The organism is Nostoc sp. (genome assembly GCF_036919815.1).
GTDB lineage: Bacteria > Cyanobacteriota > Cyanobacteriia > Cyanobacteriales > Nostocaceae > Nostoc.
On sequence record NZ_JBALCE010000071.1, the window covers coordinates 1 to 10,943 of the forward strand.

Genomic DNA, 10,943 nt, shown 5'->3' on the forward strand with positions numbered 1-10,943 from the left:
CCTATTGACATCACTTCTAAAAGTTCCTAACTACCCGTGTATTCTAGATCACATCTATTTTGGCATTTCCTCTAAAGACATAATATAACTTTATTTAAATAACATCGGCATAAATACTTAAAATCACTTATTTAATTAAATATTTAGATTTCCCTATGAATAAGTCGTGATATGAATTACATCTGAGATAATTATGCAAATTTGTTTAAGCTTTATATCTTTTTTCCAAGTTTTTTCTACTTAGATTAATCATGACTTTTATTCTCGATGACTAGACTAAAATTAGTGATAAATGTAACTTATGATCACAGTATTGCTGAGTATAAAATAAAGGACGATACTCAACTTATTATTTTTTGTGATTAATCCTCAAAAAATTAGTAAATCTTCGCGATCGCTTAGAGATACAAGTATAAGGGTATTAAAAAGCACGGTAGCTGTTTTTAGCCCTAAGTAGTTGCTCAAGGATGATTTTTTACAGCAAGCTGCCTTTTCAAAAATTTTTGCAACTATAGGGATGTGCGGCTGTAGACCCCTACTATATATAGTAGGTATTTTGGGAAATGCTATCAGCCTGATGACAAACCAAGCACATGAAGGAGATTTAGAAATAAATCCATCGCCATTAAAAGCTTTTCTCAACGATTTGCATTCCCAGTACAAGTCAGTGCAGGAGGGTGCAGTAGCGAAATATATTCCCGAACTGGCAAAGGTAAACCCGGACTTGTTGGTTGAGTCGATGGGGGATATTATTCCCCGCACCTCTCAGTTAGATCCGTGCGTACCCGTTTCCGTGTACACGGCTCCCGATGTTCTTAGCTTGCGCTTTTGCTCATGTGTTTGTAATCGTGACAACTCTCATGAATTGCTTCTAGATTATTTTTCTTCCAGTTGGCGTGATTTCCATCAATGTGATGCAGGTGAACCCGTTCTTCATCGATAAATTTCAGACCGCAGGAAGCACATCTATGGTTTTGCTTCTTAAGAGCTTTAGAGGTTTCACCATCGTAGAGCTTGCTGTTACGTTCGCTCCAGTAGGCTGTATCTCCGTCATAGGGGGATTTTATTCCTTGAACCATGACGTGTTTATTTTCGGAGTAAGGAACTGCTGGGAATGCCTTTTTAACTAGCTCCTCGCTTGTGTGGCGTGTTTGCTTGGTTTCCTTGTTGAATACCGTATATGCTCTGTGACTTATGAACCAAAGTGAGAACTTTGAGCCGTCCATCTTGCAGAACTTATGGTAGTTTCTCCAACCTCTAACTACCGGAGCTAATTTCTCCGCTTTTGTAGTAGCACCATAATTCGAGTTGTTGACGATGTATTTTACTTTCTTACGGAACGCTTTAAAGTTGTCCACTGATGGAGTGCTTTTGAACTTTCCGTTTTTCTGGACTTTAAAGTGCCAGCCGAGGAAATCAAACCCATCTGTCGCGGCGGTAACTTTGGTTTTCTTTTGGCTTACATTCATTCCGCGTTTGCGGAGGAACTCGCTGATTCTTTCAAGTATCTCTGTTGCATCATCTTCGGGTCGGAGTATAATAACCATGTCGTCCGCGTATCTCACTGATGGTTCGATAATGGATTTATCTGGTGTTTTGTCTGTTATTTTGTAGCTCCGTTTGTCCTTAAGGTATCTGTGTATACCCTCAATCCCGTTGAGTGCAATATTTGCTAGTAATGGGCTGACCACTCCCCCTTGGGGGGTTCCTTGTTCGGGAAATTCTGGATTGACTCCTGCCTTGAGGCATCGGAAGATACCGAATTTTAAGCTTTTTGGGGCAATGAGTTCATCCATTATTGCTGAGTGGTTAATCCTATCGAAGCACTTTTCGATATCGAGTTCAATAACTCGTTTTTCTATTCCATTGCTATTAGAGCGGAGGTTATTAAAGATGTAATTTTGTGCATCGTGGGCAGAGCGCCCAGTTCTGAACCCGTAGCTTCTAGCATGGAAAGTGGCTTCGTGTGCTGGTTCGAGTGCATATTTTGCTAGGCATTGCCAAGCTCTATCCGCGATGGTTGGTATCTTAAGCATTCTGGTAGTCCCGTCCTTCTTAGGGATAGGGATTTCTCGTAAGCCTTGATGCTTCCAATTTCCGCTATTAACTCTTAACCATTCTTCTAGATAGAAGCGTTCGTAAGAAGTGAGGGATTTTTTGCCATCAATACCAGCCGTCTTTTTTCCAGCATTTAGCTGAGATACTTGTCTTATTGCAAGAAATCGAGCCGAGGTGGATTTTAGAATAAGCTTTTGGAGTAACCTAGCTTTCCGTTTGTCTCCAACTTGAACAGCTTTGTACACGCGCTTTTGAAGGCGGAAAAGATTTCGGCGGAATTTCTTCCACGGTAGGGCTTTCCAAGATTCACTAGTTTTATAACTGTGTCTAATCATTTTCTCTTCTGGAGTTTGTGTATTCTGAACACCTCAGACCAATTACGGTCTGTCCTACCCGACTTGTGAGGGTTCCGCTTCTCGTCTAGCCTACCTGGGGTTCGACTGCCCCAAGACTCACAAATCGTTTTTATTCGTTCCCTCGGAAAGATTGATTGTTCCGTTAGGTGTAGCCAATTCAACCATTGGATTCCCTGGACTCTTACCGCTTCTACACTGATGGAGCGGCGGGAGTTATCTCCAATAAAGTCGGGGGTTTTGTGTTGCGCCCCGCTCATGCATCAGTTGCTTTTTAAGGCTCGATTTCACCATAGGAACTCCCTGTTAGCGCCAGTGTCAACCCGCAACGGCTGTCTGATTGCACCCTGTTCCCAGCTTCACTCTACAAGAACCGAGCTTGTTCGGTGTGGGCAGATAAGGAGTCAATTCTGAGTCTGAATGACAGGACTTGCACCTGCATCAATCCGAGAGTTCAGCCTTTAATGTCAGTAATCTGCTGACGGACTGGATTAGTTATGTACGGACTGAATACCGTGATTCACTAATCAACGAATCGCACCAGCATTTGCATTGTGACAGTAGATGGTCAGGTTTATAAAGTTGGGGACTGGGAACAACTCTTTACCATTCAGTCAATTTCCAAGGTGTTTGCTTATGGACTAGCCTTAGAAGATCATGGACTGGATTATGTTTTGACTAGAGTTGGCGTGGAACCGACGGGGGATGCATTCAACGCGATTATTTTGGATGAGCAATCGAAGCGACCTTATAATCCAATGGTAAATGCAGGTGCGATCGCCACCACCAGCTTAATTAAAGGTTCCGGCCCCACAGAACGCCTTAACCGAATGCTGGATATGTTCCAGCGATATATTGGCCGTGACGTGTTCGTTGACATTTCAGTTTTTACCTCAGAACGCAGTACAGGGCATCGCAACCGCGCAATGGCGCATCTGATGCTTAACTTTGGCATGATTGACCGGAACATTGAAGAAGCGCTGGATCTTTATTTTCAACAGTGTGCTGTGATGGTGAATTGCCAAGATTTAGCGGTGATGGCGGCTACCCTTGCTAACAGAGGTATTAACCCGATTACCAAAGAACGGGCGGTGGATAAGCGTTATATCAAAGATATTCTGAGTGTGATGTATACGTGCGGAATGTATAACTTTGCAGGTGAGTGGGCTTATAAAATTGGGATTCCGGCGAAAAGCGGTATTTGTGGTGGGATTATGGCCGTTGTACCCAATAAGATGGGCATTGGCGTGTTTTCACCGTTGTTGGATGTGCGTGGTAATAGTGTACGGGGGGTGAAGGTGTGTGAAGAACTTTCCCAACGGTTAGGTTTACATCTATTTGATTGTTCAGGTTAAGAGGCAGAACAATTTTAGATTTTAGATTTTGGATTGAACAATCTCAAATTTATTAGCGATCGCACACTTTAAAGATGGAAGGGGTTTCTTTTTAGAAAAAAAGCAGACGGATTCGGAAATAGGCAAACTACAACCGACTAATATAAGTAGATTGGCTCAAATAAACCTAACTATGTAACGAGATATAAAAGTCTCAAAACCCTTGCGATTACTTCACTTCGCTCCTTACCCTACCGGAAGGCTGACGCCAACGCAATGACATAGTTATAAATTTTTCCACCACCTACTTATATATTTCGGAAATGTCTATTCAAACCCTCTTAAATAGTGAAAAATATATTTTTGTCCTCGTTCAATGTAGTAAAGCGAAAAGAGAGTTTCATAATCTTGCTTGACTAATGTCATAGCTCGCTGCATACGTTCATGTCCACAGACAATAAACTGGGCTGTTGATGCAGCGTAGTATTCACGCTCTGACTCCTTAACATTGTTTTTAAATCCATCTTGGTAAAGCGATCGCAGTGCTTTAATAAATACTTTTTCTTCGTCGTCAAATTCAATTTGACCCTCACTGGGGAAATATAATTCTGTCCGTTTCATAAAACCGATGACTACATTCATACATTCACGAGTCTGTTCTACAGACAAACGTTCTTTATCGCCGCGACGAAATCCCCATTGAGTGCAACCATTAGTTACTTCTAACACCCGCAGTTTGCTAAATTTATCTAGGGCTTTATCAGAAAATTTTTCAAACTCTTCCATGTGATCTTCTATGAGCTTTTTAAATCTTTGGAAATCTTCTTCAAAAAACTCTTTGAGTTCTTGAATCTCTGTCAGCTTGTTCCAGTAAATCGTGCGTTGTATTTTCATGATTAAAAGCTGAGTAATTCACTCAGTGTATCGGATTTACTAAAGTTGTTAGAAAATGTGCTTTCAATAGGAGGCAGTACATTTTTAGGCTTGAGGTGGAAATCTGAATCAATCACCAATCAACTAAAGAGATTAGATAGTTAATATTTTAGGGGTTTGCACTAATTTTAGCTTTTGACCTTTATTTTTAAGAAGAATTAAACTGGTTTAGAAAATTGCTCATCCAGATGGCGGAACAAAAACATCCAAAGTGGTAGGGAACTGTTAATCGCAATTAGTCGCACTAAATGACCAGTTGTGACAATTTCAACATTATGATTCAATGCCAGGGAAACTAGGATCATTTCTGCCGATCCTCCTGGTGCTGTGACTAAGAGACAGGTTAACCAGTCCCAAGAGGTTAATTGCATTGCAAGTATAGCAGCGATCGCTCCCGCTACGAGGGTCATCGCCACAGACATCAAAGCATAGCCGACAGTCCGCCGATTAAAGTTGGGTTTGTCTCCCCAATACTCACCAATAGTAATTCCCAGCAGCATTTGACCCAATAAGTTTATTATTGGCGGCGGACTAAAGCTAATATCACCTACAAATGGTAGCCAGTGCAGCAAAGGATTAAACCCAATACCAATCAACAATGCACCAAAGAAATCGCCAGCAGGAATGTTAAATAATATTGCTGGATAAACTACTAATCCAGTGATTAGCAGTACTAACAAGAGTAATCCTAGTTGAGATGGATCGAGATTGAGCCAAGCACCGTTGATTGGCAGTGTTTGCGGATAGGAATTACCAACTGATGTCCTAGCGATGAGGGGAATTAGAACAACTACTGAAGTGACGCGAATCGCCTGAACTAGGGCAACCAAACTCACATTTTTATTGTAATCGGCGGCGATCGCTGCCATAATTCCTACACCACCAGGAACTGTAGCCAGCATTGCTGTAAATAAGTTAGTTTTGCTGACGCGAGAGTAAATGTAACCAATACAACCTCCACTCAGCAGCATAAACAAGGTAAGAAAAATAAATATCGGAATACCAGAAGCAACACTAGCTAGATTAGCGTGGGCATTAGAAGCGCCGATAGTTAAGCCGACAAGTGCCATTCCCACTTTTCTAGCAGTGCGGTTAGGTTGTGGAGAATATTCATAAAAAATTCGACACCCTTGAAGAACCACTGTACCAGCAGCAATCCCGCCAAATATCCAGGCAATCCTGCCAATTTGGAACTTTGCAAGCAGTAAACCCAGAGGTAATGCCAGAAGCATTTCTAAGACAAGGACAATTAGTTGTTTTACAAATAGCTGTTGTTTGGTAACAACAGGATTTTCATGAGTGTGTTCTTCCAGGTTGGGAGCAACACTTACACTTTCATTCATCGATACAAGCTTTTTTTATTAGTTTAATTATGCATTTAAGCTAACGCGATCGCCCAAGATAACTAGGTCTAAATTTACCGCGTATTCTATTTCAACAAGAATGCCTATAGAGAGAGGATAGGGGCACAATAATCACTGTGCCCCGACAAATAAGTTGTATTCCTTTGAATGCGTTCAGCCGTTTAATCTTCGTCAAGGGCTGGGAAAGCTTCCTCAATCTGCCACAACCGATCTTTATTTTCAACAAACCAAATACGAGTCTTTGGAGTTAATTGACTCCAAATAACTTCAACAGGGATGTGAGGAGATGCATATTGGTACTGCTGACCAAGTGATTTGAGATTCTCTGCCACATCATGGGGAATTCCAAATTCTTCCCAGTCAACTGTGATATTTCTTCCCGAAACTCCGGCTGTGGGGTCGAAAACCAATTGTGCTGATCTGACTAAATCAGCAAAGTGTTTCGGTTTGAGTTTGGTGATCTCCTGAATTTGGAGTGATTCGTTATACTCTTGAGACATGATCGCCGCAGTGGTAAAGATTAGTGGTGGATTGAACTTACTGCCAGAGATTTTTATCCCAATATTTTTACTTTAGCGCAGAGCCGCTAACTTCATCATGATTAAGATTAGGGATTAAGGATTAAGGAACGTAGATTAAATAAAATGGAAAACTTTATCCTGTCTCTAGCTTCCCTCTCCAATATATCGGAGAGGGATTGAGGGTGAGGTAAGCCAGGGACATAAATTGTATGTTATTTAATTTTTATTCCTAAGTGTTGTGAAGAATTCCGATCGCAATCCCCAATCCCTATTTTAGTGACGAGTGTAGGAACGCTGAAAGTGAGTTTTGAGTGTCTGAGCCATAGCGGACATTACAACTGCTACTAGAGAAACTGATATTGCTGCTATTCGGATTCTAGAATCATCTGCAATTATTGCTACAGCCGCTAGAGCGATCGCTACCCCTATACAGCTTTGTTTCACCTTATTTGTCACCTGATAAGCTTGATTGCAGGAACTACAAATAAGTGTATGTTGCGAGAACCGATCTAACGTGATCAACTTTTGATCAGACTCGTTACTACCGACATTTTTTGAGGTGGAATAACCTTGATAAAACGGCAAAGATGACCCAAATTTATCTAGCCACTTGCGATATTCAACCACAAAAGTATCAGATGTTTTGAGCGGCAAATACACTTCTTTAAGATTTTCTCCCAAACGCTCAATTTGTGCCTTTTGTTCAACGACTAATTGCAAATCACCTTCTAATATTTTGTTTCGGATCAAGATGTGATCTAACCAGGGAGGCATCAGCTTGATTTTTTTGCTAAACAAGTTACCATAATTTCTGATCAGAATCCGACATTTATTCTTACCTAGTGGAATTGAATACAAGGCTGTGCCGCCAAACTTACCTTGCTGTTCATTACCAAATTTGTAGAGAATCAAATTAGGAGCAATGAAATCTAATGACATCCAAGGCAGATTGGGTGTGCGTGTTCCCCGCCACCTTCCCTTAATTCCCTGAATGTTGCTGTCAATGACTTCTAGTTCCAACGGTTGGGCATCTTTTCGACTTCCCATGATGCCATCATGGCTGATTGGAACGTGAGCTGGGTCAATAACGTTTTCAATAAAATAGCTTTGGTCGTAAGGTAGGTCACGGACATAATCTAAGTTGAACCATTCCGGCATTTCCCCATCTGGTAGAGATGGAATTAGCTCATCAATAGCCGTTTCGGCTTCCCCTGCCCACATCCAAATCATCCCTTGGCGTTCTACAACCTTAAACGATGGCACGCAAGCATTGACTGGAATTTTCGCATCTGCTGGTAATTGGGGAATGTGCAGACATTGACCATCATTGCCAAACTGCCAACCGTGGTATGAGCATTCTATTTTGCCGTCAATAATTTGTCCATCAGAAAGTCTAGCTGCACGGTGAGAACAACGATCTGTTAAACAGATAAACTGTCCATTTTGGTCTTTGAACAAAACCAAGGGTTCATCGTATAAGGAAAAGCTATAAGGGCGGTTGGGAGGCAAGTCTTGCACGAAAGTAACGGGATACCAGCATTGCCTCCAGTTAAATTCTTGGTTCTCCTCTGGTGTCTCAAAGGTAGAAGTTGATGTTGTCGCCTGTAGTGTTTTTGTTTCTAATGACATCGTTTTCTCCAGATTTCTCTGATTTTATACCTTTGGATTAGCAAATGCTTAATGCCAGAGATATAAGACTCACTCAGAAATAGTTGTCACCCTAAAACTAGAAGCTATCGTTACTAAACTGATGATTTTTCCCTAAACTCACAATTTTTTTCCGTTAAACTCCCTATTTATCCCTTAAAGTCGTGATTTTTTCCTTAAAGTCGTGATTTTTTCCTTAAAGTCGTGATTTTTTCCTTAAAGTCGTGATTTTTTCCTTAAAGTCGTGATTTTTTTCTTAAAGTCACGATTTTTTTCTTAAAGTCGTGATTTTTTTCTTAAAGTCGTGATTTTTTTCTTAAATAGGACTTACGCATCAAGTACGAAATGTAGGGGCAATACCCTGCGGGTTCGCGTAGCGTTCCGTAGGAAAGCTAAAGCTACATGAATTGCCTCTATCTAAAAATAAGGGTTTCGGCTATTGTTTGCGTAAGTCCTATTTCTATTAGATAGCAATACAGGAATTTTCCGATGAATGAAATACATCATTAAAGAAGTCAGGAGTCCAATCTACAGCTAAACTCCCCGTAGCTTTCTAGGGGAGGAATATTCTTGAGAGGTTCTTTAAGGATTACTGAATTGGTGTTCTAGGGAGTTGTCACAACTTGAAAGCGTCGCATCATATCGAAGTCTTCATGTTCCATAATGTGACAGTGCCAAAGATAATACCCCGCTTTGTCGAAGGTGGCAATAATCCGAACAACTTCACCTGGATAAATCACTACGATGTCTTTCCAACCTTTCTGCGAGAGTGGTGGAGCTTGAGGATTGCCGATTAGGACAGGATTTTTGAGAAATAGCTTAGTCTTACCAGGGATTGTAATCATTGGGACTACACTACCAGTAAATCTCTGTCGATTTAGAATCAGGAAGGAAACCAAATGCAAGTGAATTGGGTGTGGGTCTTGTGACGTGTTGTATAATTCCCAAACTTCAGTTGTGCCGAGTTTTGGTTTTTCAGTAATTGGATCGTCATAGCGCAATGAGCCGTCTGCCAATGTACCTTGCTCTAGCAGCGTCCGACCGTATTCATCGTTCTTTTCAAAAATAACCAGTTGCCGAGTGATTCCGGTTTGAGCAGGAGTTATAATCTTCTCAGGTAGCAACTGTGTTGTCAGTCCATCACTTTCATTAGTATCGACAGTCGCATTTGGAATATTTGAAAGTGGTTGCTTGACCGCAATCTTCATTATCTGACCGATAATATTGGGATCACCTTGATCACGGTTCGAGTTATTGACGATAAACTCTTTTCCTGAATCGCCAGTGAAGTCAACAATCACATCAGCGCGTTCACCTGGAGCAAGAATTAAATTTCCAAGCGCGACTGGTTTTTCTAATAAGCCTTGCTCGGTGCCGATTTGATAAAACTTTTCCTTTGAGTCGTTGAAGTTCAGGTTATAGAAGCGCGAGTTTGAACCGTTTGCTAACCGTAAACGGTACTTTCTTGGTTCGACCGTCAGCTTTGGCCAGGCCATGCCATTTACTAGGATGAAATTACCGAAGAAATTCGGCATTACACTTGGATATGGAGCAGTTGGAGAATTTGAACGAGCTGGGTAGTAAAGCTGACCGTTGGCAGTAAAATTTCTATCCTGGATGATGATTTCTTTCTCTTGGTTACCACTGGGCAAAATGTTGCGATTGATCAGACTAATCTCGTTGTTATCTCTGAGCAAATAGAAGCCTGCAAGACCAGCGTATAGACTTAAACGACTGTTACCCATAACGTGGTCGTGATACCAGAGTGTCGCTGCCCGGCTGTCATTTGCATAAGTATAGTTCTTCTTAAACCAACGGGGTCCGGTTTGTGAAAAATCTTGTGTAAACCAAGCGTCAGGATATCCGTCGCTAGCCCACTCAGTATGACCGCCATGCAGATGCACCGCTGTAGGTACAAGCCCTTTTTGGAGAGTGTTTACAATCGTTGCTGAAAGAATGCTCTTGTCTACTGGCAAAAGATGTCCAGATTTTGGTAGTTTGTTGTCCCACACCACTTGAATCGGTACGTTTTTTTGGGCCACGAATGTCGGTCCTGGGTAGGTAAAATTCGTTCGCCCTTGCCAAGCATAGCCCCAAACTGTTGTGTTTAAGCGTGCATCATCCTTTGTACCATATATGCCATCTGCACCGGGACTGCTATATAATCCCAGCCATTGCTTAGTTTGTCCGATCGCTATATTGAAGTTACCACCCGTTGTCGCATTTATCCTTGCTGGAGACGGCAACGAATTGATGAACTTCGGTTGGGTGGCCGGATCTAGGAAGGAATCAGCAGCGATCGTTACATTCAATCTGGAAAAGATTATTCCAGCCAGCAGTGTGACAATAAAGACAAAGGGGAGATACCATTTAAAGATTCGTCTCCACTTACTTAGCAACCACTTGCTAGTCATAATTAATCTAGTCCTTCAAAAATTCTTATTGATAGTAATAGGACTTACGCAAAAGTACACACGCTAGGGGCAATTCATGTAGCTTTAGCTGACCGCAGGGTATTGCCCCTACCTGAAAATTAGGGTTTCAGCTATTGTTTGCATAAGTTCTGAGTAAGCTAATGAAGAGCTTTTGACACTCTTAAAGTCTAAAGACGCTAAGAGAATGTTTGAAAAGTGGTATTTTGTGCTTTTAATCGAATTATTACCCCCCTTAATCCCCCCTTATAAAGGGGGGAAACAATAAAAAAATCCGGTTCCCTCCCCTTTATAAGGGGAG

At 41.5% G+C, this 10,943-nt stretch carries 6 protein-coding genes and 2 pseudogenes; 2 read left to right on the top strand and 6 right to left on the bottom strand.

Annotation, left to right across the window (positions count from 1 at the left end; genetic code table 11):
- Window positions 1-577 precede the first annotated feature (577 nt).
- Window positions 578-727, top strand: a pseudogene (locus V7K15_RS16840) (glutaminase A); the annotation flags it as partial.
- A gap of 88 nt (window positions 728-815) precedes the next feature.
- On the opposite strand, the gene V7K15_RS16845 reads toward V7K15_RS16840, so the two are convergent.
- The gene (locus V7K15_RS16845) at window positions 816-2,393 is read right to left on the bottom strand and encodes a group II intron reverse transcriptase/maturase (protein ID WP_334906872.1); all 1,578 of its coding nucleotides are present in this window, start codon (window positions 2,391-2,393) and stop codon (window positions 816-818) included.
- 560 nt (window positions 2,394-2,953) lie between these two features.
- Here V7K15_RS16845 and glsA point away from each other — a divergent pair.
- Window positions 2,954-3,766: pseudogene (gene glsA / locus V7K15_RS16850) on the top strand (glutaminase A); the annotation flags it as partial.
- Window positions 3,767-4,072: 306 nt separating this feature from the next.
- On the opposite strand, the gene V7K15_RS16855 reads toward glsA, so the two are convergent.
- From V7K15_RS16855 to V7K15_RS16875, 5 genes are all read right to left on the bottom strand, one after another.
- Window positions 4,073-4,639, bottom strand: coding sequence for a hypothetical protein (locus V7K15_RS16855; protein WP_334906874.1), 567 nt, complete (start codon window positions 4,637-4,639; stop codon window positions 4,073-4,075).
- Between the two features lie 197 nt (window positions 4,640-4,836).
- Window positions 4,837-6,021 (bottom strand): AbrB family transcriptional regulator, encoded by a 1,185-nt coding sequence (locus V7K15_RS16860; protein ID WP_334906876.1) that lies wholly within the window; start codon window positions 6,019-6,021, stop codon window positions 4,837-4,839.
- 182 nt (window positions 6,022-6,203) lie between these two features.
- The gene (locus V7K15_RS16865; protein WP_334790905.1) at window positions 6,204-6,542 is read right to left on the bottom strand and encodes a hypothetical protein; all 339 of its coding nucleotides are present in this window, start codon (window positions 6,540-6,542) and stop codon (window positions 6,204-6,206) included.
- 294 nt (window positions 6,543-6,836) lie between these two features.
- On the bottom strand, window positions 6,837-8,192 hold the full coding sequence (locus V7K15_RS16870) for an aromatic ring-hydroxylating dioxygenase subunit alpha (protein ID WP_334906878.1): 1,356 nt from the start codon (window positions 8,190-8,192) through the stop codon (window positions 6,837-6,839).
- 623 nt (window positions 8,193-8,815) lie between these two features.
- Window positions 8,816-10,624, bottom strand: a complete 1,809-nt coding sequence (locus tag V7K15_RS16875; RefSeq protein WP_334906879.1) for a multicopper oxidase family protein — start codon at window positions 10,622-10,624, stop codon at window positions 8,816-8,818.
- Between the last annotated feature and the right edge of the window lie 319 nt (window positions 10,625-10,943).